Origin of the sequence: Pedobacter hiemivivus, assembly GCF_004331685.1 — a bacterium.
Classification (GTDB): domain Bacteria; phylum Bacteroidota; class Bacteroidia; order Sphingobacteriales; family Sphingobacteriaceae; genus Pedobacter; species Pedobacter hiemivivus.
Genome location: NZ_SJSM01000035.1, coordinates 14,690 through 40,259, shown reverse-complemented (window position 1 = coordinate 40,259; position 25,570 = coordinate 14,690). Strand labels below are relative to the sequence as shown.

Genomic DNA, 25,570 nt, shown 5'->3' with positions numbered 1-25,570 from the left:
TGAAAAAACACTTTATGACCACGGATAGGAAAGTCTTGAATTACAATCTGAGGGAAAAAGCCTTTGGACAAAACTTTGATCCCATCCCATTCTGAGGGGGGATTATTCAATTCTTCGAGTTCGATATGGAAGGTTTCACTATCCTCAATAACCCCTTTGAATTCAAAATTCTCTAGTATAAAATCTGGCAGAAATAATCTGAGCAAGGATGCAGTAGCTGATGGCATAAATATAAAACGGTATAGAAATACAAATCTATAATTTTATCGATTGCTCCACAACTTTTGGGATTGATCCCTAGAAACTGCGGTAGACATCTACAACCGGTAATAAGCGGACAAAAAATCTTAAAAACAAAAAAGCCTGAATCTTACGATTTCAGGCTTTTTGTAGGTTTTGATACCTTGGCGGAGAGTGGGGGATTCGAACCCGCGGACCCTTTGACAAGTCAACAGTTTTCAAGACTGCCGCAATCGACCACTCTGCCAACTCTCCGGCGCAAAAGTACAAACTTCAGTCTATTTTACAAACTAAGATTCAAATAAATTTCATTTTCCTTCATAATGGCCATTTGATTGTGTTTAAAGGCTATTTAATTATATTTAAAGGGCTGAAATATGTTACGTTAATCCCTATTTTGCTCCTACGGCATTTTAATGTGGTAGTTTATTTTTAATAACTCCGTAAAGGTAAGTTCCAATCAATGCACCTAACACAACAATTCCCATAGTCCAGTAGCCGTATCCGATATTGACAAACATCGGGCCCGGGCATGCTCCTGTTAGTGCCCATCCCAGCCCAAAAATTGATCCGCCAATCAGGTAACGCGGCCAGCCTTTATCCTTATCCGCGAAAATAATTGGCTCGCCTTGAGTATCTTTCAGTTTGAACTTTTTGATCAGGTATACCGTAATCGTACCAAGCACTACAGCTGTTCCTATTATTCCATACATATGGAAGGATTGAAAGCGAAACATTTCCTGAATCCTGTACCAGGATATAGCTTCAGACTTGGCCATGATGATGCCAAATAGTATTCCTGCAATTATAAATTTTATGCCTTTCATGTCGTTAAAAAATTAATGGTAATAAATAATGAGTCATGATCAGTCCCCCAGCAAAAAATCCTACTACTGCTATCAGAGAAGGAAGCTGTAAGTTTGATAAACCACTAATGGCATGACCTGAAGTACAGCCACCGGCATATCTTGAGCCGAAGCCAACCAGTATTCCACCCAGCAGCAAGATAAATATTCCCATTGGGGAGCTCATAGCGTCAGGACCAAAAATCTGTGCCGGATTTAGTTGCCCATCGAATTGGACACCAATTTCTTTTAGATCCGAAATTGTCGAGGCCGATAAACGGAGTGATTCACCAGTATTAAGTAATGTTGCGGCTATTACTCCGCCCAGTACAGAGCCCAAAAGAAATAAAAGGTTCCACTTTTGTGTTTTCCAGTCAAAGTCGAAAAACTTTACTCTTTTGCCGGCTCCGGCGATGGTACACATGGTTCTCAAATTCGAAGAGAACCCAAATGACTTCCCGAAAAATAAAAGTAAAACCATAATTGTAGCGATGGCAATCCCGGAAGTATACCATGGCCAGGGTTGTCTCAATAAATCAAGCATGATGTTTTTATATGGAGGCAAATTACGAATTAACTAATTCTATACCTAAAATGTTTGCAGAATGCGATGGAACTCAGTCGTTAATTAACGCTAAACTGACAAAGAAATTGGTTCCTTTGTTCAATTCGCTTTCAAACCAGATTTCTCCATTTTGCAATTCTACATAGGTTTTAGTTAGTTTTAACCCTAAGCCTACACCTTTTTCTTTATTGGTTCCATAAGTCGCATTACTCTTTAATGAAAATATGGACGACTGCTGATCCTGTGCAATACCGATCCCATCATCCTTTATGGATAAGATACATTTGCCATTCAGACTAGATATACTTAGGGCAACTGTTCCGCCCGGTAAAGAAAATTTTATAGCATTGTTTAATAAGTTCCTGACAATGAGCTGCAGCATATCTGGATCTGCAATTACCTTAAGGTCTTTATCTGCCGAAAAAATAAGATTGATTACTTTCTCCTTCGCCATGCTTTTTTGCAAATTGACAGTGTGTTTTAAGGTTTTATAAATAAAAATTGAACTTAGATTTACCTTAATTTCATCCATTTGATCCTTGGCCCATGACAATATATTCTGAAGCATTTCTGAGGTTTGCCTGGTAGAGGAGAGTAGTTGCCTTTCGATTTCCACTTTTTCTTCATTATTGAGATCCATTTCATTAAGTAGAGAGAGGTAGGTTTCTATAGATGATAGTGGAGCATTGAGATCATGGGCAACGATTGAAAATAATTTGTTTTTGGTTTGGTTGCTGTTTTCTAAAGCAATAAGGCTGTTTTTTGCCAGTTCCTTCTCACGATTGTAGTTTTTTTTCATATACATCGTAATGATGGATATCAGAATGACAACTTCAAAAAATGTTTGTGCTGTATCTAAAAGTTTATGCTGTTTGTCAACATAAATTGTTTTTACCATTTCAGGATGTAAATATTCAATGGTTAAAAGGATCGCCAGGAAAATGATGTTTAATGGTATCCATATCCAGAATTGCTTTTTTGGGGTTACCGTACTGAGGATGAAAATGATGATGATAAATGTAAAGAGGTTGACCCCATTGGATCCATCTGCTACAAAATAAGTCCCTCCGCAAAGTAGGTTAAATGAGATGGCAAATATTCCAATAGCTATGTTTAATTTATCCTTATATCGCGACAAATAGTAACCGAATAACAAAACGGCAATTAAAGGGAGCATTAGGTAACCATATAAATCTAAGCCAATTGCAAAATTTATGATGGCATTTAAGGAGGCTACAATGGCGGCAAAAATACTGACGGCATTAAAAATCCGGGATTCCATGGAATAACGCAATTCGTCTCCGATTAATGCAGACCAATTTTTCTTTATCTGGTTTGGGAACTTCAATTTAGGGTGCGCTAAATTCAAATATAGAAAATAATACCCTTCAAAATGTAAAAAGGAATTTCAAAAACCTGGTATTTTTGAAATTTGGCCATTTATCAACCAGAGTGATGATGATGAACAATTGAAATATCAGCTATTCTTTACTTTTTTTTAGTTTGTCCAAAAAATACTAGAGAAGTTAATGGAGATTTTTTCATAATACTGATGATAAGCATACTGCTTAGGAAAGTGAAAGAAAATACTAATAACACCCTAAGACTATATTCCTGAACAGTAAAAACAGCCAGCATGATCATTAAAAAGTAATAATGAATCGCATATATTTCCAGGGTGATTAAACCTATTTTCTTTAGTTTTTCTGAAATTGTCGGTGCCAGTTTATTTAAACAACTGATCACAATAATAGCGAATCCAGTTCCTGTAATACCACAAAAGTACTTGTAAGCCAGCCATATGTCTGTGGTTGTCCCAGCGCTCAAATTTAATTCGCTAATAAAAAATGGAGGAGTAGTCCTATGCCAGTAAGCTATGGAAAAAGGAAAAATCACGGCGCAAAAATATAAAAATATGGTATACACCTTTTTATATTGATTTCTGGTTTTGCAGAATAGGAATCCCATTAAAAAATACAATAAATGATAATTCAGTAAACCTATACCCAAAAAGTTGGCCTCCGGCCATTTAATAAGATCAAAGTTCAATAATACCCAAAGCACTGCCAGACCTATTTCTAGTTTGATCTTGCATATTTTTAGCAGTACAACAATGCCACTAATAAGGAATATTACCCAAAGGAACCACAACCCATTGTTATCGGGAGATTTAATCAGATTATTAAAGAAAATTTCCGCCTGATGCCAGCTCAGCCGATCTTCCATAACGGCATTTACAAAAAAAGTAACTACTGCCCAGCTAAAAAATGGAAATAAAAGTAATATAGCTCTTTTTTTAAAGCCAGGCACAATCTTATCCTGTCCAAAGAAGGTAACATAACCACTTATAAACATGAATAATGGCATATGAAAAGAATAAATTATTCTAAATAATATGTTATTATCAAAATCTGTGTTACTATACTGTAGACTATGGCCAAATACAACTAAAAGTATAGCCAGTCCTCTGAGTGCGTCAATACTGGCATCCCGTTTTTCCTCTGTTTTCATGTTCGACGATGTTAAAGTAGTAGAACTTGAAAAGTTAGTACTGAGAGCTGGGGTTGTTGTTTCCATGCAAGCAAATGTAATTAATAGCTAGTAAAAATGGCATAATGCACACGCTTTTTGGTTCGGTAGGTAATCATCAGGGCTGAAATTTCTGCGAAAATTGTTACCCTTCAAAAACAAAAAAGCCTGCAAATCGTAAGATTACAGGCTTTTTGTAGGTTTTGATACTTTATGCGGAGAGTGGGGGATTCGAACCCGCGGACCCTTTGACAAGTCAACAGTTTTCAAGACTGCCGCAATCGACCACTCTGCCAACTCTCCGGCGCAAAAGTAGAAATCTATACTGGTTTTACAAACTTTGATTTGAAATTAACCATATTCCTACTGATCCTCAGAGAGAATAATTACTTTATAGTTTTAATATCTATTGATTTCCTTCCAATACGCCAGATTTTATAGGCTGCTGACTGGCTTCTTTTAGCTTATTTTCCTGATATGGTTCAGCAAAACGGAGACGAAACTCCTGTTTTGAATCATGATAGGAGGTAATCATCCCCATTTTTTTTCCTGACCAAATGTAATACCATGCAAGGTCAACCTGGTGTGTTAAAAATCCAGTTCTGGCACTTTTTGGATACAAGTGATGGTTATTGTGCCATTCACCTGCAACTATCCCTGGCCATAGCTGGTTAATGGACATGTCGTTTGTATTAAAATCCGTTCCTTCTCTTCTTTTATCTTCACCTTTTCCATGACCTTCATAATTGAAAGTCCTTACACCAACAGCCCAGAAAGCAGCTGCACCAAATACGGTACAAGCCATGGGATGTCCTCCAATAAGGAAGAAGATAAGGTACCAGAAAGCCCAGTTCAGTAAACATAGTGCAATAGCTACTGTAGGATTGGTTACAGAACCCCATTTAAGGTACTGACTAAAAGTATTCGCCTTTACTCCTGTATGACGCATTAATTTAACAGTGCTGTTATAATCCTTTTCAGAAAGGTCTTTTGCTATAGGTTGATGATTTGCATCTGCTAGGAAGCAGTACAAGAAGCCACCAGAAGCATTGTACGGATCGCCAGGTTGATCTGATTTGGCATGATGCACATGGTGTGAAACCACATAAATCTCTTCAGGGATCATACTGATAGTTAAATTCTGGGTAATAAATTTCCAGAAATCATTCTTAAAGGTATAGGCCTGATGCGTACAATAGCGATGATGCCATATCGTTCCATGTGTTCCCATTAAAATCATGCTGTAAACAAAGAAGACAAGCAGGAGTGTTAAACTGAAAAACTTAAACACGAATAATAAAAATAAGGGGATTAGAATCAGCACCCTTATCCAGCTGAAAAACGGCAACCAGTTTTTTTTACATCGAAATACATTTAATCGCTTAAAGAATTCTTTAAAAAGTTGTTTTGGAGATGGCTTACTCAGCGCTCCCTCACTATTGGTCCAACCATAAAACGGCGGATCAAGTACTCTATCCAAATAGGCCATGAATTAAAATTTTGCTGAAAGATACAATCCAAATTTGACATAAATATGATTATTTGCTAGTAAAATTTGCAATTCTTCTTTTAAACCTACTTTCCTGACCTCGATTGGGCTCTACTATTGCCTGGATATACCTTTATAAAACGAACACCATGCGGGTTAACCTCCGTTGAAAATTCCCGATCAGATTGGGCAACATCTTGCTGTCTCCATAGATCACGCACTTTTTGTTCACCGCGCAGACCTAAGGTTTTCCAACTCACCGTCATCTTCTCCATTTTTTTTCCAAGATTAAATAGCCCTACAGCCATAGCACCGTCCTCAAGTGGTTTAGCATACACAACCGTTTCACCATTCTGAGCAACCATCATCCCGAACTTGCCCAATGGATCTTGATTCACATCATTAACTTCATCGTTAGTCAGCAAACTGATCGTAAAATCATCCAATTGGGCCATATCACAACCGATGAGCAATGGAGAAGAAAGCAAGCACCACAAACTGATGTGCGTATATTGCTCGTCAGCTGTTAGCTTTGTATAATGTAGTTTAGGTCCCCAGCCCACCATACCTACAACCAGCATATCCGGGTCTACCCAATGCCCAGGACCAGAAAAAGGAGCCCATTTTGTTTGGTTGAAGCCCAATTGACACATTCTTTCCCAGGTATCCTTAATGTCACCAGTAGTTCTCCAGCTATTGGCCATTTTTTCCCATTGCGTTGCATCGCCATAAGGGGCACTGTTCGATAAGCTATACACCACATCGCGCTTGTAAGCGCGTAAAGCATCCATCATTTCTTTAACATGGTACACATCATTGGGATTCCAATCGTATTTCAAATAATCCATACCCCAGTCATTCCATTGCTGTACATCATTTTTTACAAATGAGTATTTACCATGATGGTAGTTTATACCATGCTTTTCTTTTCCCTGCGGATCAGAAAATCGATAAAATTCATTGTGTTTACCTTGTTTCAGCCAGTCGTATCTACCATTAGGATTGTCCGAGTAGGCCCCCACATGCCCTGCGTATGTCCCAACCCATGGTCCGGAGTAAATGCCTATTTTCAATCCCATACTGTGTACATCATCAGCCAATGCCTTCATGTCCGGGAATTTAGTATTGGGCTGTACCGCATTGTATTTCCCACCACGTAATCCCTGCCATCCATCATCTATGTTGATGTATTGCCAACCATGATTAACCAAACCCTTTTCTACCATTGCTTTCGCCGAACTCATCACCTTTTCCTGGCTCACGGCGTCACCCCAACAGTTCCAGCTGTTCCAGCCCATCGGAGGCGTTAGTGCTATTTGATCTCCAACGACAATACGAAAGCTTCGTTTTGATTCTCCTAATGCGTTCTTAGCAGAAAGCGTTACCTCGTATTCACCACGTTTCAGTAGCGTTCCTGTTATCCGGCCAGTATTGGGATCTATATTTAATCCTTTCGGTAAATTCTGTGCGCCAAAGTGCATCGGACGAATACCTGTAGCAGGGATGGTATAAAGGAATACTGAGCCGGGACGTACGCCAAATATTTTAGCGCCATTGATTCGTGGAGTTTCAGCCGGCGCAGGGGTAAGGATGTATTTCTTTAAGGTATCCGGAGCACCTTGTGCTTTTGCCATGTTGTTGGTTAGGCATAGGATTCCGAAAGAAAGTAAGCATGTTGTTATAATCTGTTTCTTCATCATAATTCTTGTTTAGTATCCGATTGCTTTTAGAGCTGGTTTACCCAAGCGTTCCTGTAACTGAGTTAAATATAAGCTTGAAGGACCAACAGGAACATTTTGAGAGTCAAAGATGCCTTCCGGTAGCGTAGGGCCTGAGTTGTTAAAAGGTCTTGGCAATAGCATACTTCTTCCTTTGCTGCCGATTACCCAATTGTAAGTACCCGGAGGGATTTGATTTACATAGCTGCTGGCTTCACAATTCCAGGCCACAGACCATGCAGTTCCCCAACCATGACCAGAACCCATACTGCCCCTATTTTTGAAGTCCATGCCACCATTTGGCGCTTTACAGTTATCTAAAAGCATACCTGTGCTCCAGCGTTGATGTCCTTCAATACGGCCATTGCCTACAAAATTGCAATTCAAGAAAACGATAGGGCCTGTTTGCCCGGCTCCTAAAGCGACATACCAAATGTTATCGCCTTCTACCGAACAATGATCTAACAGGACTTGTCCAGCGTTTGGTGCAAATTCTGCTGGTTTTGAAGCTCCCTCATGTAAGGCCTTACGAACAACGGCTACACGTTGGATGGTAATCCTGCGGCCGCCAACTCCAACACTTTCCATAGTTTCCATCAAGTCCAGATCTTTCATCCAGCAATCCTCACCATTCAGTCTCACTGCATAGTAAAGCGCTTTGGTGTGGTTAATGGCTTGTGGCGGAGATACAATGCGTAGGTTTTCTAAACCAGCTTGTTTAAGTCGTTTTACATCATTTGCCAATACCAAGGTAGTTTCATCATTGGTGTAATTTGCGTCATAGGAATCCACCAAAGGGACATCCAGCGTGATTTTTTGTCCCTTTATGGCCGCAATACGACGTTCAGTAATCAACAATGAACCTGCTTTAATCCAGGTTTGAGGCTTTCCGTCACGCACTAAATCATTCATTTGCATAAACTCTACCCATTTGTCCGTAACTGGTTTTCTAACTTCTACCTGATCTCCAACTTTAAATTGAGATACATCAACTACGGTAAAGCTCATACTTCCTGCGGGTAGGTAATTATCCGTTATTTTAACTGCTTTTTCACTTTCAGTAGCATTGCCCAAACGGTTGCCAATGCGTTGATTAACTCCATTTGATAAAGTGATTGCTACATGCTTTTCACCACTCATCAAAATCACACTTCCCGTGGATGATTTGCCGCTTCCACGAAGTACAACGCCATCAGCCGTGATCTTTATAGTTTTGGAACAAGGGTAAATTCCTGGAGCTAATAAAACAGTTCCACGAAAGCCATCCTTAGCTAAGGGCATTGCTGATACTTTGTCAATAGCTGCTTGAATTAGCGCTGTGCAATCTGCATTCGCATCACTTAACGGCTTTACTGTCACTTTTACTGTTACATTAGGTAGCGCCACACCGCCACCCATATAGCCAGCATAAGAGAAGTCCATGATCCGATCGCCCTTAGGACTTTTTTTATAAACCAGTTTGCCATCAGCGCCAAGGTAAACCCATTCACTTTTTCCTGGCTCTTTTTCTTTTTTTGGATCTGTAGCCCATGCAGAAGCATTGGTCAGCATTAAAAATAACATCAAGCTTACTTTTACTTGCGAAATTCTTGAATCAATATATTTCATAAATTAATTGTTTTTTTATCAGGGATAAAATCATGAAATTGTGCTGTATCTAATGATATAGCTAACAACGAACTTACATAAGAAGGATTGGTGTTTTATATTGAAAAATAGCTTTATGATCAGTTATCTTAACATAAAAGGAGCATGAATAATACGTTTGATAGACAGGAGGAATTAGAAGACGACCTTATCCAGATCATACCCTTAAAAGCGGAGCATTTTGAAGCTTTATATCGGGTTGCTTCAGACCCCTTGATTTGGGAGCAACACCCTAATAATGATCGCTATCTTCGTGTGGTGTTTGAAGCCTTCTTTGAGGGCGCATTAGCATCTGAGGGGGCCTATCTGGTGTTAGATAAAGAGACTGGCGAAGTTATTGGATGTTCCAGATATTATGATTTTGATGAAGAGAAAAAGGCCATTGCTATTGGTTTTACTTTTATTGCCAGACAATTTTGGGGAGGAACTTATAACTCAGCCTTAAAAAGGCTAATGATGAATCATGCCTTTGAATACTTAGATGCTGTTATTTTCCACGTAGGAAGTCAAAATTTACGTTCCCAAAAGGCTGTAGAAAAACTTGGTGCTAAAAAGATTGGCGAACAGGTAGTTACGCCAATCAAGTTAAACTACATTTATCAGCTTACTAAAGCTATTGGATCTCGCGGTAATTGATTGTGTTACGAAGGGGCGTCAAACATGGCCATCATCTTCGTTATTGCATCGTTATCGTGCATCCATAAGGTATTCTCAAGGGATCCTTTCGCAGCTTCAGCTGCTCTAATGCGCATTTGGTTTTCGTAATTGGCTATGGCAGTTTGTAGCGTTTTATATTCAGGATTAATCAGGTGTTCGGACAATTCCAGCGCATCAAGCATGGCCATATTTACACCTTCACCGGCATAAGGAGGCATAAGATGCGCTGCATCACCTAGCATGGTTAAATTGGATAAGGCATCCCAGGTCTGATTCAATGGAATACAATACAGCGGTCTCGGTATAAAAGGAGTCTCCGCATTTTCAAATAATTCCTGCCAAATGTTATCCCATTCTGCAAATTCATGCTTAAACCAATTTAGGATGCTTGCTTTATCCGAAAAATCCAGTTCATATTGGCTTGACCAATTTTCGGGAGCTCTGAAACCTGCATAAAAAGCCACACTTCCGTCGCCTTTTGAACTGACGATTATCGTTTTTCCGGTACCAAAACCAAATATTTTACCATCTTTTAATAACTCGAAAATACGGGGCACCTTGTGCTGAGCATCATATATGCTGCCTTCAATAGCAGTTACGCCCGAGTAAACTGGCTTGAGTGGCGTAATCAAATGCCTGATTTTTGAATTCGCACCATCTGCTGCAATCACCAAATCAGCGGTAGCAAGATTACCATTTTGAAATTCGACTGTCCAAGTGTTACCGGTTTGCTGCATAGATTTAAACTGACTATTCCATACAACGGTATCCGGATCTAAAGATTCTAATAAGATTTTCCTCAATGGACCACGGTCAATTTCCGGTCGGAAATAGGGATTGCCAAATGTTTCCTCCGGCTGATTATCGGTATGTTGGTCGTAAGCAACATTGGCAAGATGATCTACAATACGCATTTTGTCAGCACCGGGACGGTAATTAGCTTTGAAAGCATCCATCAGTCCAGCTTTTTCTAAAGCTTTCAAGCCTGAATCATCATGTAGGTCAAGTGTAGCTCCTTGTACTCTTGCATTTTTATTTAGGTCTCTTTCGTAAACCTTTACTTCTGCACCATTCATTTGCAGTAGTCTCGCCAATGTGAGGCCACCCGGGCCGCCACCTACGATGGCTATTTTTATATTTTTAGTTAGCATTTTGAATATGAGTTTAACTGAAGTAAAACTACTGCTTCTTCAATGCTGATAATTGTATAAATCGGTCGTTTTTGTTTTTAGAGAGTTCTCCCGGAGCTACTCCAGAGAACTTTTTGATCTCCCGAATAAAATGAGCCTGATCGGTATAGTTTTGTTCCGGAAAAAGTCGCCCATCGTTGAGTTGGTTAAATGAAGCGCTGAATCTTAATAGGTTGCAATACAATTTCAGGGAAATGCCGAATTGCTGATTAAAGTATCGGTTGATCTGCCTGCTGCTCCAATATACCTTCTCAGATAATTCTTTAACAGTCAATGCGCCGTTTGAGGAATAGATGAGTTCAAAGAGTCTCCGTTTTCTTTCGTCTATTTTTTCCTTGATCAATTCCTTTATTTTGTTGGAAGCTTTGAAGTGAAAACTATCAAAATCATTCAGGTCATCCTGGCTAAATCCCCAAAAATCAGGTGGAAGCGGTCGGCCCTCATTAACCAAATCTGAGATGCTGGTTTTTAATAGGTATTCAATAGCCAATAACTTAAAGCTGATGGCAAAAATGACCATTTTAGGGTTAAGGGATGTTTGACCCGCCTCATTTTCTAGTCCCATGAGCATAATGTGAAATGGTTCTGATAAAGAGCGGGATAGGGAAATATCTATGGTAGCATTGGGTAATACTACTATTTCCTTACTTTCTTCTGAATGATTGACAATCATCCAAAAGCTCTCTACAAAGTCGGACAGCGATGAGTCGGGTTTGATTATTTTATACTCAATGTCATCCATTCATTTCCTGTTATAACATAGTTTCGCTATCGATCATTTTCACCTGTTTCCCCATCTTTTTTTGAATAACTTCAAAATGATGTAGTTCATTCTGGCTTACCAATGAAATTGCGTCACCTGGGTTTTCGGCACGACCAGTTCTACCAATTCGGTGCACATAATCTTTAGGTGATCTCGGCAATTCATAGTTAATCACAAAAGGAAGGAAGTTAATGTCAATCCCTCTGGCCATTAAATCTGTAGCCACCAACACCTTAAGCTTGCCTGATTTAAACAGATATAAAGATTCGGTTCTCGAACCCTGGCTTTTCTTGCTGTGAATGGCTTTCGCATCAATGTTATTTTTGCGAAGCTTATTTACTACCGCATCGGCCTGGTGAGTAGAAGAGGTAAATACCAATACTTGTTTCATCTCATGGTGATTGATCAGATAGCGCAAGAAAGGGCCTTTCTTTTCATCCGAAACAATATAAGCCAGCTGATTGATCGTATCTAGCGTATCTTCCCCAGCTTCTATTTTAATCACTACTGGATCATGTAGCAAGATTTGATTAATGTTTTCAATATCAGGACTCAGGGTAGCAGAAAACAATAGGTTTTGACGCTTTTCAGGTAACAGCGCAAGAATTTTGTTCAGCTCTTCTTTAAAGCCAAGATTAAGCATCTTATCTGCTTCGTCTAATACCAATGTTTCGATGCTGGATAAGTGTACCGCATTCGAATCTATTAACTCCAACAACCTGCCGGGTGTAGCAACAAGGATATTTACACCCTGCATACCCATCATTTGCGGGTTGATAGAAACACCACCATATACAGCCAATGTTTTGACTGGCTGCGGAAGCGCCTTAGTAAAAGTCTGGAATACATTTTTTACCTGCTCGGCCAGTTCACGTGTAGGCACTAAAACCAATGCGTTGGCATGGCGATTTTTTAGACCTAAGGATTGTTGTACATTCATTAAAAGCGGCAAAGCATAACCAGCAGTTTTACCGGATCCTGTTTTAGCAATACCTAAAACGTCTTTTTTATCTAGTATGGCTGGTATAGCTGCTTGTTGTATAGGGGTAGGTACGGTAAAATTCTGATTTGCCAGTGCTTTTAATAAAGCAGGTGATAAACCTAAAGACGAAAAAGGCATGTTGTTTAATATTTGCTGTAAAATTAAACAAAAATTGCTCGCTTACGTCAAGAAACTATTTATCGATTTTTTTGTCTTGTTAGGGAATACGGTTATAGGATGAAAAGGAAGCAGATAAAAAGGTACCTGAAAAAAAGAATGAGGAACATTGAGCAGTATGCCTTGCTCATTATGTATAACGGCGATAAGGAAGCTATACACCAGTTTCGGGTTGAATTCAAGAAACTAAGAGCTTTCGTACGTCTGGTTGGATTAGGTTCTTCGGCAAAGAAAAAGCTAAAGGTACCTTCAAAATTAAAGAAGATCTATAAGTATGCAGGAAGCGTTCGCGATTTGCAGATCTATTATGATCATATCACCCCGTTTTATAATAAAAAAGATGGGTATCCACACCAGGTGTTGCGGCAAATAGCAATAGCAAAATGCAGCCTGCTGATAACCTTAAAGTACTTTCATTTTCGCCGCGTCATCAAACAGATGAGAAGGAATGCACCTAATCGGGTATCAAAAAAAAGGCTGGAGAGGTTTATTCAAAAAAAGTCCCAGGCTATTGATAGATTGATCGAGACAGACACCCAGGACACCCGTTTGCATGTGCTAAAAAAACAACTGAAAGATGTATTGTATACCTTGAAAATATTTCATCCCCCTGTTCAAAACCACTTTCCCATTGCCGGTAAAATGAGTCTGTATGAGTTGAATAAGTTAAGTGATATTTTAAATGACTACCTGGACTGGGTAGTCGGCATAACTTTATTAAATGCGGCCTTATTAACTAGGTTGTCCCTGCATGATAAAGATATCCTGAAAGGGATCAGGAAAAGATGGAGAATTAGAAAAGCTGAAGCTATGGCTCTAGTCAAAGGTAATTTGTTTCACACCTGATTAAGGGATAATTAATGCAACTAATTTGAATATGTAGTATCTTTATAGTAACAAACTGCTTATGAAATGCAATGTAGCCTATTGCTGTATCATTTTATTGTTGGCCTGCAGCAGTAATAATAAAGCCATCAAAGTAAAGGGCTCTGATACCGAGGTAAATCTTGTTGTCAGGCTCGCTGAAAGCTTTTACCTAGTCAACAAAGAATTTAGTGTCGCTATTTCGGGTGGCGGTTCAGGATTGGGCATAGCTTCATTGCTCAACGGACAAGCTGATATTGCCAATTCATCCAGACCTTTAAATACCGATGAGATCAGGATGTTTAAAGATAGAGGAATAAGATTGCGTACGGTAGTTTTTGCGGAGGATGCAACAGCTTTTATAGTTCAAAAGAATTTCCCTTTAGATAGTATTGATGTCGGCGCACTGGGTAAAATCCTCAGTGGGGAGTACAAATCCTGGAAACCGATAACAGGTCAGGACATCAGGATCAATATTTATGGCCGACAAAGCAATTCAGGGACACATTCATTTGTCCGTAAAAAATTAAAAATCCGATTTAGCACCGATGCGAAGGAGATGAATGGCAATGCTCAAATTATGGAGGGGGTAAAAATGGATATTTCGGGGATAGGGTATGTTGGAGCCGGATATATTTTAAAGGACGGTACTGGACAGCCCGTTAAAGTATTAAGGATTTCAGCAAAAATTGGTCGGCCAGCTATTTCTCCATTGGATCAACAATCAATCATGCAAGGTCGTTATTATTTCCAAAGGCCGCTTTACCAGTTTATTCCAGAAACATCATGGGACAAGGTTGCAGCGTTTGTTGCATTTGAGAAAAGCGGGAAGGGGCGGAAAATTATCCAGGATTCAGGTTATTACATCACTCATTAATTCTTATCATGAAGTTAGGTGTTAGAGAAAGTATTGACAAATCCATAAAGCTAGTTGTAAAAACAACGGGGCTATTGGTGATTGCTATTTTAGGTGGGATTTTTTTTATGCTGCTATGGAATACAATTGCTTTTTTCTTAAAGATACATCCGCTTGATTTTATTACTGGTACACAATGGAATCCTTCTGGGGATCCAGAGGTTTATGGGATTCTTCCCTTATTGGTGAGTACTTGTCTGGTCACTCTTGGCGCTATGGTTATTGCAATACCCCTTGGTATAGGAACCGCTGCATATTTGTCTGAGTATGCAAGTATGCGTGTTAAAAGTGTATTGAAACCAATGATAGAGATGTTGGCCGCTGTGCCATCTGTAGCCATTGGTTTTTTGGGAATCGTTGTGCTGGGGCCTGGTATTGCAGATATTATCGGACTTTCTAACGGTTTAAATGCCATGAATGGCGCAATTTTATTAGCTGTTATGGCATTACCAACCATCATTACCGTGACTGACGATGCTTTGCATGGGGTTCCAGGTACCTATAGGGAGGCGAGCTATGGCGTTGGGGCAAGTAAATGGCAAACGCTGATTAAGGTGACTATTCCTGCTGCTGGCCCAGGTATTATGGCAGCTGTGATGCTGGGTGTAGGTCGTGCCATTGGAGAAACCATGACCGTATTGATGGCAACAGGAAATGCAGCTGCTTTTCCAAAAGGCTTTTTTCATTCTGTTCGGACCATCACCGCTACTATTGCTATTGAAATGGGAGAGGTGCCTTATCAGACAACTCATTATTATTCACTTTTTGCTATTGCTGCAGTACTGTTCCTGATTACATTAGGCGTAAACCTTACGGGAGAGTATTTTGTTAATAAATTTAGAAAATACCATTCGGCATGATGAGAAAAATTACACCGGTCATAGAATGGGGAACCTTGTTGCTCAGCACTGGCATGGTTTGTTTTTTTATGGTTGTCATCCTTTGGGATTTGATTAGTAAAGGAGCGCCTTCACTTTCCTGGGAGTTTGTTTCTACCTTGCCCAGAGCGGGAATGACTAAGGGAGGTATTTTACCTGCAATCATTGGTACGGTGCTGTTGACTATGATCACTGCCCTGGTCTCGGTTCCTTTTGGGATTAGTTGCGCAATTTATCTGAATGAATATGCTACTGATAACTGGCTGACAAGAACCATCAGAGCTTCTATAAGGAATCTGTCGGGGGTGCCCTCAATAATTTACGGACTTTTTGGTTTGGCGCTGTTTGTCCAGGGACTGCAGATGGGAACATCCATGCTATCTGCCGGATTTACGTTGGGCCTGCTTTCCTTGCCCTATGTGATTATTACCACAGAAGAAGCACTTCGTCGCATTCCAGCCAGTACACGTGAAGCCGCATTAGCTGTTGGAGCCACCCAGTTCGAATCGATAAGAGATGTGGTTATGCCAACAGCTTTACCAGGCATATTAACAGGAGTGGTACTCACACTTTCAAGAGCTGCCGGTGAAACTGCTCCTATATTATTTACAGGAGTAGCATTCTATATCAACAATCCTGCAGGCTTCTTAAACCAGGAATTTATGGCGCTGCCCTACCATTTGTATATGCTTTCCACGCAACATCAGGCCATTGAACAGGTTAGGCCATTGGCCTATGGCACCGCGCTAGTGCTGATCATCGTGGTATTTTTATTAAACCTAACCGCTTTTTATATTCGGTATAAACACAGTAAAAATGACTAACAAACCGATCAAACTTTCAGGTTCATCTGTTAATGTATGGTTTGGCAGTAAGCAGGTGCTAAAAAATATCAATGTAGAATTTCCAAGAAATCAGGTGACTGCATTGATAGGCCCTTCAGGTTGTGGAAAAAGTACACTGCTGCGGTCCTTTAACCGGATGCACGATCTTTCTCCCGACGCGAGGATTGAGGGGGAGTTTTTATTGGAACAGCAGAATTTATATGAAAAAGGACTTTCTGTTACCGAGGTACGCCGTCGGATTGGAATGGTTTTCCAAAAGGCCAATCCTTTTCCAAAGAGCATTTATGAGAATATTAATTATGGTTTGAAAATTAATGATGTGCCTAAAAATGAGCGTTCTGAGATTATAGAAAACGCGTTAAAGGAAAGCTACATTTGGGATGAAGTAAAGGATGAACTGCAAAAACCTGCTACAAGATTGTCAGGGGGTCAGCAGCAGCGATTATGTATTGCACGTGCAGTGGCATTAAGGCCCGAGGTAATCCTGATGGATGAACCTTGTTCTGCATTGGATCCCTTGAGTACTTTAAAGATCGAAGAACTCATTGTAAAACTTAAGAAAGATTACACCATCGTAATTGTGACACACAATATGCAACAAGCACAACGCATAGCTGATAAAACGGTTTTTATGTATTTGGGTGAAGTTATTGAAGCGGGAGATACGCATACCATATTTCACAATCCTAAAAATGAATTGACCGGTAATTATGTGAAAGGGCATTTTGGGTAAATAAAAAGCGGAAATAGTCAATCCAACTATTTCCGCTCATCTAAATTAACGCTCTCATATACAAAGACGCTAATTCGAGAAGTATATTGTGTTGCCGAACAAATATTTTTATCTCATCGCTATTTTTGTAGGGATAATTTTTTGAGTTGACCAAAAAACTGCCTGCCAATTGGTATTTCGATTTTACCAATCTCTACGTCATGATTGGTAAAGGCAGTAATTCTATTCAGGGAAATGATAAAAGATCGGTGAATTCTCATGAACTGATGATGAGGCAGAATAGATTCTACTGAACTGAGCGACTGTTTAACTAATAAAGGCGTATCCTGATGCCGATATATTTTGATATGGTCCTTAATACTTTCTATGTATACAATGTTTTCAAGAAGAATTTTAACCATTTTCCTGTTGATCTTAAAATATAGGTATTCGCACCAATGACGATCACCTTGCCTTTCTCCAATTTGGCTATCCGTATTAATCACCTTGTTCACTGCTTTTAGGAAGCGTTCCAGGCTGAATGGTTTTAACAAGTAATCTACAGCACCCAATTCAAAAGCTTCAACTGCAAATTCTGGATGCGAGGTGATAAAGATTACCTTTGGGGGCTGAGATAGGGTCCTGATAAAGCTTGTACCCAATAATTCCGGCATCTTTATATCCAGAAAAATCAAGTCAACTCTTTCTGCCTTTATAAATTCTAAAGCTTTAAAAGCACTGTTGCAGGTGGCCACAACTTCAAGTTGATCAACCATTTTACAATACTTTTCAACGCTCTTTAAGGAGAGTTGTTCATCATCTACAATTAAGCATTTCCATATCATGTTCTTACCAATTGATACTCCATTTTTATGCTGCTGTATCATTAATTCGGCCGTCATCCTGAATTTATTTCAGGATCTCGAATATCCTATTCAAAACCTGCTTAAACGAGATCCTGAAATAAATTCAGGATGACGAAGCGCATAAAGAATAGCATAAATCGATTAATGATACGGCAGCAATTAAACTATAACCGAAAATTGAACAATAGGTCAGAATTGATTAAAACGCATAAGATCGAATATTGTTCATAATTAATAAGTATGAGCGGTATGTTTTTGTATACCAAACGCCTATATCTAACTATAAAGCGGTTTATGAGCTTGTATCTGTTGTATGAATTCGTTTAACCGTAGTGTAGCTGTTATTGATTTTTTGGATTGTAAAACGGCTTATATTTAATGTGAATTAAATTTTAAGACGATGAAAAAACAGATGTTTTTTTTATTACTCTGCGGATTGGTATCCCTTCTAGGAATGAATAGCACATCTGCACAGATAAAACTTAGTGAAGTAACCATTCTTGGTACAGCCAGTAGGACCGTAGTTACTAATGCGGTTTCGAAATCATTTAACGAATTATTTAAGGATGCTATAGCACCTCAATGGTATGAAGTAAATAAGAGGTATGTAGTGAATTTTATTATGAATGACCAAAAAAATAGGGCCGTATTTACCAAGGGCGGTTCCTTAGTGTATCATCTGGTTTATGCAGCTGAAAATGAAATTCCTGAAGATGTCAAATCAATTGTGAAAGATAAATATCCTGACTACAAAATAACTTTTTCGGTTCAGGTTGAGCAAGGAGATGCGAAGGTCTGGTTTATAAATGTAGAGGATGCGACCAAGATACTCATCCTTAAGGTTTATAATGATGAAATGACTGTTGTCAATACCATTAAGAAAGCATAAGCAATTATTTTCCATAACATTCATTGGCCACTGACATAGGGTTGTCAGTGGCCATGGTTTATTTTGAGCAAAACAAAAAAATGGAAAAGCTCAATCTAACAAAAAAATACAAAACCTATTATTCCGCAAAAGAGAGACCTGAAGAGGTCACAGTCGAAGAGGCATTTTTCTTATCACTTACCGGAAAGGGGGATCCTTCAGGAACAATGTATCGTGAAAAGATTTCTGCGCTATATGCAACCGCTTATACTATAAAGTTTGCATGTAAGGCCATCGGAAAGGATTTTGTTGTTGCCAAACTGGAAGGTCTATGGAGTTTCGACGAAAAAGAATTCGGAAAATACGGAATGTCCGAGGCTCCATTAAAGATCCCAAGAAGCGAGTGGAAGTATAGAATGATGATCCGTTTGCCTGATTATGTTACCAATAAGCAGATAAATGAGGCTATTGAAACTGTCATTCAAAAAAAAGGGCTCCCATTTGTCAAGGATGTTGAAGGTTACTTAATGAATGAAGGGAAAGTTGTACAAATGCTGCATGTTGGTCCTTTTGATCAGGAGCCAGTTACATTGGAGGAAATGAGGCAGTTCATGGAAGCCAAAGGTCTTAAAAGAAATGGTCTGCACCACGAAATTTATCTATCTGACTTGAATAAAACCTCGCCTGAAAAATTGAAAACAATATTAAGGGAACCAGTTGTTTAAATTTTGTTATTTTCATTCCATGGAAAATTCAATGGAAGACTTAATGTACCCAAATGGCCGTTTTGTACCTGCTGTTAAGTATAGTCCTAATAATATTGCCTCTTGGATTGGTGGCATTAGATCGGCGCCACTGCTATTTGATTATTGTATTGAAAATCTAGATGAAGGACAGTTAAATACGACCTACCGCCCGGGTGGTTGGAGCATTATACAAGTGGTACATCATGTTGCAGACAGTCATATGAACGCCTATATCAGATTAAAGCTGGCACTAACAGAGGAGAAACCTACAATTAGTCCTTATGATGAAAACCTTTGGGCTGAACTGTCTGATGTAAAACTTGTTCCGGTCAATGTATCCATTACTTTGCTGCACGCACTGCACAGTAGATGGGCTACTTTGCTGGAAAATTTAAAAGAGGAGGATTGGACAAGAACGTACTATCATCCGGGAAATAAAGAGTACATGCCGATTTGGCAAATGACTAATCAATACAGCTGGCATGGCGCGCATCATGCAGAACAGATCATTTCATTGCGTAAAAGAATGGGCTGGTGATTTTTGGTTATGTAATAAATAGGAATACCAAAAATATAATCAGGCTGTATCATTAATCGATTTATCTTATTCTTTATGCGCTTCGTCGTCCTGAATTTATTTCAGGATCTCGTTTAAGCAGGTTTTGAATGGGATATTCGAGATCCTGAAATAAATTCAGGATGACGGCCGAATTAATGATACAGCCTGATTGTATTTTTGCATTGAAAGATGATTTTAGAAAGAATAGCGAAGCGTAACACCGTAAGTTCTTGGATCACCAAGTACGCCTGCATATAAGCCCGAGTTACCGGCAGCAGCTTGCAATTGCTCATAGTACTTAGTATTTCCAAGGTTTCTGCTCCAGGCAAATGCTGAGAATTTTTCTGATTTAAACCCTATTCTGGCGTTCAATAGCGCATAACCATCCACATTTAACACTTTTGAAGGTGTTGGGTTTGAAGAGTATTCTGAGCGGTAACTGGCATCACCAGCAATAAAATATCTACCATTTTGGACGGCCAAACCACCAGGAATGCTAAATTCTGCACCACCTGAAACATTCCATTTAGATATACCTGGTATTCTACCGCCTGAAGCATCTTTAAACGCGACCTGAGTAGCGACATTGTTAATGAGTTCCGTATGCCCGGTTTCTTCTAAAGGCAATGGTGCATTGGTGAATTTTACATACTTGCCATCAAGATAAGCTACGGCGGCATTTAAAGTTAAGAACTTTTCTAACTGAAAGCTTCCATCAACTTCCAGACCTTTTACGTTAACTTTCTCTGCATTGGCAAGATAACCTCTGTTTACACCCAACTGTGGAGATTGAACATTGGTTTGGTAATCTTTAATATCAGTATTAAAACCCGTTACGTTTAGCAAAAAGCCTTTAAAAGGTTTAGTTTTAACACCTAACTCATAATGTTGAACGTATTCTGGTTTTACTACAGCCAGAGACAAGTCTGCCTCGCCAGTTGAAGTAGTAGGTAAGCCCCCAACGTTAACACCAACTGGTTTATAAGCAGTAGAGTAATTTCCGTAAACGTTTAACTTAGTAGTAGGGCGGTACGATAACGTAAGGTTACCGGACAAATTATTGTTGTTTGTGCTTGTAGCAAATTTCTGATTGCTGTAAACAGCGGCTTTAAGCGCAAGTAAAGCTGCATCTGAAGTTTGCAAACCTCCATAAGTTACCCTGTCATAGTCAACATCTTTCTTGTCATAGGTAAACCTTAAACCTGGTAACACGTGCAGGTGTTCTATAAACTCCCAGTCAGCCTGTGCAAAAACGGCAGCACTTAATGATTTAATCGTTGAGTTGGTTTTGATCCCGAAGCCATCTAACAGACCTGGGGTCGAATACAGTGCTTGAGCGCCAGTAGCTGATGTTTGTACAAATCTCCATTGATCTTTACCTACTTCTTCCGTCTGAGATAATCCTTTTAAATTTTGAGCAAGTGCAAATACACCAATTACGCCGCTTATTTTCTCTGTAATATTACCAGCATATCTAACTTCTTGCGAATATTGATCATGGCGGGAGTTACCTTGAGATTTGGTCAATGCAGAGAATTCAGAGAAATCCCTATCGTTTGTAGGATCCCAGTTCCAGAATCTCCAGGCGGTAGTAGAAGTAAGCGTTCCATTGCCGATTTTATAATCCACATTCACAGAAATACCACCAATGGATTGGTTCTGTTTCCAGGGTGTATTGGTGCTGATCTCTCTAGAGAAAGGATCTATTTTAGGCTGCTGATATCCTAAACCAGAAATAATATTGGCATACTGGCGGTAAGCACTTCTCTCTGTTGTGGTCACACCTGCAATTACCAATGGGTAACCAGCAGGGTGCTGGATGCTTATATCGCTGCTTAACAATACTTGTAATTTATCTGATGGGGTGTAATACAACTGACCTTTAAAACCAAGGTTGTTTTGGCCACTGTATTTGCGTTCTTCTCTGGTATTCCAGATTGTACCATCGCGTTGCGTACCTGAGATAGATAATTTTGCTGCAAGATTTTTTGCTACGCCTCCTGAAACCGATGTTTTTGCTTGTATAAAATTATAGTTTCCAAAACTCAATTCTACTTTTGCACTAGGTGTTTGAGTTGGTTTTGTTGTAGTAATGTTAAATGCACCAGCGGTTGTATTTTTTCCAAATAAGGTACCTTGTGGGCCACGCAGGATTTCTATCCGTTCAATGTCAAGAAAATCTGTAGAAGTAGCGGCAGGACGAGCCTGGTAAACTCCGTCTACGTAAAAGCCTACACCCGGATCAATACCATCGTTTGTTAAACCAAATGTTGAGCCTAAGCCCCTGATATTAAGTGTTGTGTTTCTTGCATTTGAAGCATATAACTGAACCGAAGGCACCAGTTCTTTTAAACGGTTAACGTTAAAAGCGCCTGCATTTTCTGCGGCTTGTCCACCAATAACTGTAATTGCAATAGGTACATCCTGTAATACCTCTACACGTCTTCTTGAGGTTACCACGATCTCATCTAGTAGTTCACTTTCAACCAGGACCAACTCAAAAGGTGCTTCCTGAAGCTTTAATATCTGAAAATCCTGTGCTTTGTAACCAATTGAACTGACTTGAAGGAAAAATGGAAGTTCTTGGTTTGAATTGATGCTGAAGAAACCTTTTTCATCAGCAATGGTTGAGATCTTGGTACCTCTTATTTTCACAGTTGCTTTTGGTACCGGAGTTCCATTCGTATTCTTTATTGTACCAGTTATGCTTTGGGCAAAAGCAAAGCTTGCGGTGAGTAGAAATGATAAAAGGATAAGTATGCTTTTCTTCATGATTTTAATATTTATTGATTTGTTTGGTTATAGTTAATGCCATAGCAAAGCCATGTGGATGTTTTTAAGCATCCTTTATCGTCATATTTTGAAATTGTTATTAGGAGGTTGTAAGCGTTAGTTTTTACTAGCGATTACAATGGGCTGAATCAGCAGCAACAACAACACCGGTCTATAAGGAAGTACATTTCTTCTTTAGCCATTTTTCTTTTCATTTTTATAAAATGCAAATCTGTTTTCATTTACTTGTTGTTGGTAAACAGTTGTTTAGTTAGGCAAATATAGGATATATTTTATTATTAGCAATAAAATCTATGGAAATAGTAGATTATTGTTCAGAAAGATGAAATTAGTTGAGGTAATGCGGCTCTAACTGCTTTTAAACGTGTTTTACGATTTTAAAAAGATAATGATTTGTTAATATACAAGGACTTAGCTTTGTATAACAAATAACGCTAATCTGTATGTGCCATACATTTCTCAAGTTCAATAGCAGCCCCTATCGTTGGATAGGCTTCTTTTTTCTGATGGTATTAATACAGGTAGCCTGCAAGCGGGAGCAGCTCAAACCTGATTATCCCCCTGGTTCTAATGAACAAATCAATACCTGGATACTCGATAGCCTCAAACGATACTATTACTGGAACGAAAGCCTGCCTGCAAAAGCCAATATCGGTATCGCACCAAGGGATTTTTTTGCTGCTTTGAAAAATCCTGCCGACCGGTTTTCCTACCTGGTATTGCCATCCGACCCGGCATCCTATATATCAGATAGTAAAAGTAAGTATGGTTTTGATTACAGTACAATTAAAGAGGTAAACACCGGACAGGTGATCGGTATTATAAAACTAGTATACAATGATTCGCCCGCATCCAGAAATGGATTAAAAAGAGGCGACTATATCCGTAAAATTAATGGAACGCAGATTTCCGAATCAAATGCCACTACCTTACAAACAGAATTATTAAAAGGGGACAAAGTCGTGCTGGGTCTGGCCGAAATTATCGGCAGTAGCTGGCAGGATACCCGGTTGGCAAACCTCAGTACAGGAATAATATCAGATCAGCGGGCCATCAGTCGTATCATTGAAAGCGGCGGGAAAAAAATAGGCTACCTTAACTTCCAGAGTTTTAACGGCGGTCTAGCCAGTTCGCTCAAACCAATTTTCGCAAGCTTTAAAAGCGAAGGCATAGCCGATTTAATACTCGACCTGCGCTATAACTCTGGCGGACAGGTGGCCGAAGCCGCGGGTGTTTGCGCCATGATTGCTCCATCGGTCAGTTATACAAGCCCTTTCATTACCTATAAAGGAAATAAAAACGGAGGCCTCAGAACCGAGTCGCTGGGTGCTGCGGCAACATTTGACGGTACCGTAAATTTTAACGACCTGATGAGTCATAACCTCGGCTTGCCAAGAATTTATATTCTGAGTACAGGGGTGACGGCCTCAGCAGCCGAAGTGGTCATCAATAATCTAAAACCATATATGCAGGTTGTCCTGATAGGCGAACGGACACTGGGTAAAGATGAAGCCTCATTCACCATTAACGACATGCGCAAACCTAAGCAGGTGCAATGGGAAATGCATCCCATAGTTTATAAGCTGTTCAATGCCCAAGGAAAAGGGAATTACAGTACTGGCATCGAAGCCGATATACAGGTCAATGAGTTCACAGCCCTTCCGCTATTGCCTTTTGGCGAAGCTGAGGATCCCCTGGTAAAAGCAGCGCTGACCGGCATAACCAATAAGGCAAAAATAAGCGCTTCAAATAGGACGCTGGCAGAGGGAAATGGTACCGGCACATGGACCATACTAAGCGACACCCGTATTTTAACAGCCAGACGCAGCGTGGCGATTACCCACCGGTAAATCCGGCCTAAAGATCTCGTAGACTTAACATTAACTTAAAACGCCGGGGCTAACTTGCATAAGTTAACCAAATCAATTAATGCTATGGAATTTTTTAACGCCTCCACAAACACAGCGCTTTTAAATGGATTGAGAAACGGAGATTTTGATGCTTTCAATACAATTTACAAAACACACCGAAGAAAGGTTCAGGGCTATGCTTACCGTTTTGTACGCAATACCGAAGAAGCTGAAGAGCTAACTCAGGATGTATTTGTACAGATCTGGGAGAACCGGACTAAAATTGATCCCGATAAAAACTTCGAAGCCTTTATTTATACCATTCTGCGCAACAACTTCCTTACCGCACTGAAAAGAAAATCGAGATTCTCCCTTTTTCAAAAAGCAAAAGCGGCAGACGAAGAGGAGTTCCATACTGTAGAAGATTACATAAACTTTAAAGACTGTCAGGTCATTACTAATCAAGCGGTACAAGCGCTATCCCCGCAAGTGAAAAAAGCTTATTTATTAAGCCGAATAGAAGGATGTACCCATGAGGAAATTTCAACAAGAATGGGGATCTCTAAAAACACGGTAAATAACCACATAAAAAACTCGCTCGGACAAATCCGCAGGTACCTTGTCGATCGTTCACCAGAAACCATCCTCCCTTTATTGCTGTTGTTTCTGTTTTAAGGTCATATTAATGCGATCGTATTAAATCGGTCGTCATGCTGGCGAAGGCCAGTATCCCTCAATAAAAAAACACGCAATACTGCCAATCCCTGCCGGCGGCCAGGTATTTAAAATAAAAATGAAAAGTATATAGCTGTTGTAGCTTTCTTAATCATATATACTATTGAAGGCGCATTTATAACGCGCTGAGAAAGCA

The 25,570-nt window shown here is 39.6% G+C and carries 24 protein-coding genes and 2 tRNA genes; 11 read left to right on the top strand and 15 right to left on the bottom strand.

What is annotated here, in order from left to right; all coding sequences use genetic code 11:
- From EZ444_RS27510 to EZ444_RS25800, 10 genes are all read right to left on the bottom strand, one after another.
- A partial coding sequence (locus EZ444_RS27510; RefSeq protein WP_455430283.1) for an ISAon1 family transposase N-terminal region protein occupies positions 1-227 on the bottom strand: 227 nt, incomplete at its 3' end.
- Positions 228-405: 178 nt separating this feature from the next.
- Positions 406-495, bottom strand: a tRNA-Ser gene (locus tag EZ444_RS25840).
- Between the two features lie 158 nt (positions 496-653).
- Positions 654-1,067, bottom strand: a complete 414-nt coding sequence (locus EZ444_RS25835; protein WP_131612801.1) for a DUF6691 family protein — start codon at positions 1,065-1,067, stop codon at positions 654-656.
- A 4-nt stretch (positions 1,068-1,071) separates the two neighbouring features.
- Entirely contained in the window at positions 1,072-1,629 is a 558-nt protein-coding gene (locus EZ444_RS25830) for a YeeE/YedE family protein (protein WP_131612800.1), read from the bottom strand.
- A gap of 73 nt (positions 1,630-1,702) precedes the next feature.
- On the bottom strand, positions 1,703-3,019 hold the full coding sequence (locus EZ444_RS25825; protein ID WP_131612799.1) for a sensor histidine kinase: 1,317 nt from the start codon (positions 3,017-3,019) through the stop codon (positions 1,703-1,705).
- 119 nt (positions 3,020-3,138) lie between these two features.
- Positions 3,139-4,161 (bottom strand): acyltransferase family protein, encoded by a 1,023-nt coding sequence (locus EZ444_RS25820; RefSeq protein WP_165503733.1) that lies wholly within the window; start codon positions 4,159-4,161, stop codon positions 3,139-3,141.
- Between the two features lie 234 nt (positions 4,162-4,395).
- Positions 4,396-4,482, bottom strand: a tRNA-Ser gene (locus EZ444_RS25815).
- Positions 4,483-4,585: 103 nt separating this feature from the next.
- Positions 4,586-5,668 carry a fatty acid desaturase gene (locus EZ444_RS25810; RefSeq protein WP_131612797.1) on the bottom strand — a complete coding sequence of 361 codons (1,083 nt, stop codon included), beginning with the start codon at positions 5,666-5,668 and terminating at the stop codon, positions 4,586-4,588.
- An 86-nt stretch (positions 5,669-5,754) separates the two neighbouring features.
- Positions 5,755-7,368: a putative Ig domain-containing protein gene (locus tag EZ444_RS25805; RefSeq protein ID WP_225874857.1), complete on the bottom strand. Its 1,614-nt coding sequence runs from the start codon at positions 7,366-7,368 to the stop codon at positions 5,755-5,757.
- A 9-nt stretch (positions 7,369-7,377) separates the two neighbouring features.
- Positions 7,378-8,994, bottom strand: coding sequence for a hypothetical protein (locus EZ444_RS25800; protein WP_131612796.1), 1,617 nt, complete (start codon positions 8,992-8,994; stop codon positions 7,378-7,380).
- A 144-nt stretch (positions 8,995-9,138) separates the two neighbouring features.
- On the opposite strand from EZ444_RS25800, the gene EZ444_RS25795 reads away from it, so the two are divergent.
- Positions 9,139-9,669, top strand: a complete 531-nt coding sequence (locus EZ444_RS25795; protein WP_131612795.1) for a GNAT family N-acetyltransferase — start codon at positions 9,139-9,141, stop codon at positions 9,667-9,669.
- A gap of 5 nt (positions 9,670-9,674) precedes the next feature.
- Here the strand turns inward: EZ444_RS25795 and EZ444_RS25790 are convergent, their stop codons facing one another.
- The 3 genes from EZ444_RS25790 to EZ444_RS25780 are packed head-to-tail and all read right to left on the bottom strand — an operon-like array spanning position 9,675 to position 12,763.
- Entirely contained in the window at positions 9,675-10,841 is a 1,167-nt protein-coding gene (locus EZ444_RS25790) for an FAD-dependent oxidoreductase (RefSeq protein ID WP_131612794.1), read from the bottom strand.
- A gap of 28 nt (positions 10,842-10,869) precedes the next feature.
- Entirely contained in the window at positions 10,870-11,622 is a 753-nt protein-coding gene (locus EZ444_RS25785) for a helix-turn-helix domain-containing protein (protein ID WP_131612793.1), read from the bottom strand.
- Positions 11,623-11,632: 10 nt separating this feature from the next.
- On the bottom strand, positions 11,633-12,763 hold the full coding sequence (locus EZ444_RS25780) for a DEAD/DEAH box helicase (RefSeq protein ID WP_131612792.1): 1,131 nt from the start codon (positions 12,761-12,763) through the stop codon (positions 11,633-11,635).
- A gap of 99 nt (positions 12,764-12,862) precedes the next feature.
- On the opposite strand from EZ444_RS25780, the gene EZ444_RS25775 reads away from it, so the two are divergent.
- From EZ444_RS25775 to pstB, 5 genes are all read left to right on the top strand, one after another.
- Positions 12,863-13,648 carry a CHAD domain-containing protein gene (locus EZ444_RS25775; protein ID WP_131612791.1) on the top strand — a complete coding sequence of 262 codons (786 nt, stop codon included), beginning with the start codon at positions 12,863-12,865 and terminating at the stop codon, positions 13,646-13,648.
- Positions 13,649-13,709: 61 nt separating this feature from the next.
- Entirely contained in the window at positions 13,710-14,543 is an 834-nt protein-coding gene (locus tag EZ444_RS25770; RefSeq protein ID WP_131612790.1) for a substrate-binding domain-containing protein, read from the top strand.
- Between the two features lie 8 nt (positions 14,544-14,551).
- Complete coding sequence (gene pstC, locus EZ444_RS25765) at positions 14,552-15,442, top strand: phosphate ABC transporter permease subunit PstC (protein ID WP_131612789.1); 891 nt, start codon at positions 14,552-14,554, stop codon at positions 15,440-15,442.
- Entirely contained in the window at positions 15,439-16,284 is an 846-nt protein-coding gene (gene pstA, locus EZ444_RS25760) for a phosphate ABC transporter permease PstA (protein WP_169472346.1), read from the top strand. Before pstC ends, pstA begins: the two co-directional genes overlap by 4 nt.
- Complete coding sequence (pstB, locus tag EZ444_RS25755) at positions 16,277-17,038, top strand: phosphate ABC transporter ATP-binding protein PstB (protein WP_131612788.1); 762 nt, start codon at positions 16,277-16,279, stop codon at positions 17,036-17,038. The genes pstA and pstB overlap by 8 nt, the downstream gene beginning before the upstream one ends.
- Before the next feature lie 119 nt (positions 17,039-17,157).
- On the opposite strand, the gene EZ444_RS25750 is transcribed toward pstB, so the two are convergent.
- Positions 17,158-17,919 (bottom strand): LytR/AlgR family response regulator transcription factor, encoded by a 762-nt coding sequence (locus tag EZ444_RS25750; protein ID WP_225874856.1) that lies wholly within the window; start codon positions 17,917-17,919, stop codon positions 17,158-17,160.
- Between the two features lie 364 nt (positions 17,920-18,283).
- Here EZ444_RS25750 and EZ444_RS25745 point away from each other — a divergent pair, with 364 nt between their 5' ends.
- From EZ444_RS25745 to EZ444_RS25735, 3 genes are all read left to right on the top strand, one after another.
- Positions 18,284-18,772 carry a hypothetical protein gene (locus EZ444_RS25745; protein ID WP_131612787.1) on the top strand — a complete coding sequence of 163 codons (489 nt, stop codon included), beginning with the start codon at positions 18,284-18,286 and terminating at the stop codon, positions 18,770-18,772.
- A gap of 80 nt (positions 18,773-18,852) precedes the next feature.
- Positions 18,853-19,476 carry a GyrI-like domain-containing protein gene (locus tag EZ444_RS25740; protein ID WP_131612786.1) on the top strand — a complete coding sequence of 208 codons (624 nt, stop codon included), beginning with the start codon at positions 18,853-18,855 and terminating at the stop codon, positions 19,474-19,476.
- Between the two features lie 19 nt (positions 19,477-19,495).
- The gene (locus EZ444_RS25735) at positions 19,496-20,035 is read left to right on the top strand and encodes a YfiT family bacillithiol transferase (protein WP_165503731.1); all 540 of its coding nucleotides are present in this window, start codon (positions 19,496-19,498) and stop codon (positions 20,033-20,035) included.
- 216 nt (positions 20,036-20,251) lie between these two features.
- Here the strand turns inward: EZ444_RS25735 and EZ444_RS25730 are convergent, their stop codons facing one another.
- A complete protein-coding gene (locus tag EZ444_RS25730) occupies positions 20,252-22,828 on the bottom strand; it encodes a TonB-dependent receptor (protein WP_131612785.1) in 2,577 nt (858 codons plus the stop codon).
- A 464-nt stretch (positions 22,829-23,292) separates the two neighbouring features.
- Here EZ444_RS25730 and EZ444_RS25725 point away from each other — a divergent pair, with 464 nt between their 5' ends.
- Positions 23,293-24,699, top strand: coding sequence for a S41 family peptidase (locus EZ444_RS25725; RefSeq protein ID WP_131612784.1), 1,407 nt, complete (start codon positions 23,293-23,295; stop codon positions 24,697-24,699).
- An 84-nt stretch (positions 24,700-24,783) separates the two neighbouring features.
- Entirely contained in the window at positions 24,784-25,374 is a 591-nt protein-coding gene (locus tag EZ444_RS25720) for an RNA polymerase sigma-70 factor (RefSeq protein ID WP_131612783.1), read from the top strand.
- Positions 25,375-25,570 lie beyond the last annotated feature (196 nt).